The sequence below is a fragment of the uncultured Winogradskyella sp. genome (assembly GCF_947496485.1).
GTDB lineage: Bacteria > Bacteroidota > Bacteroidia > Flavobacteriales > Flavobacteriaceae > Winogradskyella.
In genome coordinates, this window is the sequence record NZ_CANMCZ010000026.1 from 1 (window position 1) to 297 (window position 297).

Here is a 297-nt window from a genome sequence, read left to right on the forward strand (position 1 = left end):
CAATGCAGAGATTTTGGGTGGTCAGCCAGGGATTGCTATCACGTATTACGAAACACTAGCAGATGCAGAGAATGCAACAAGTCCAATAACGAGCCCATACACTAACATCAGTACTGTACAGACTATTTTCGTAAGAGCAGAGAATATTGCTACAGGATGTTACAATACAGTAACATTTACTATAAGAGTCAATCCGATACCAACGCCAACACCAAGTGATCAATTACCAGATATAGAGTTGTGTGATGATACCAACACAGGCGATGGAGTCGAGGTATTTAATCTGAGAGAAAATGA

At 40.4% G+C, this 297-nt stretch carries 1 protein-coding gene; it reads left to right on the top strand.

The genetic code is table 11. The features are described 5' to 3' along the window. The coding region (locus tag Q0822_RS18245; RefSeq protein WP_299126404.1) for a hypothetical protein at positions 1-297 on the top strand (297 nt) is incomplete at both ends.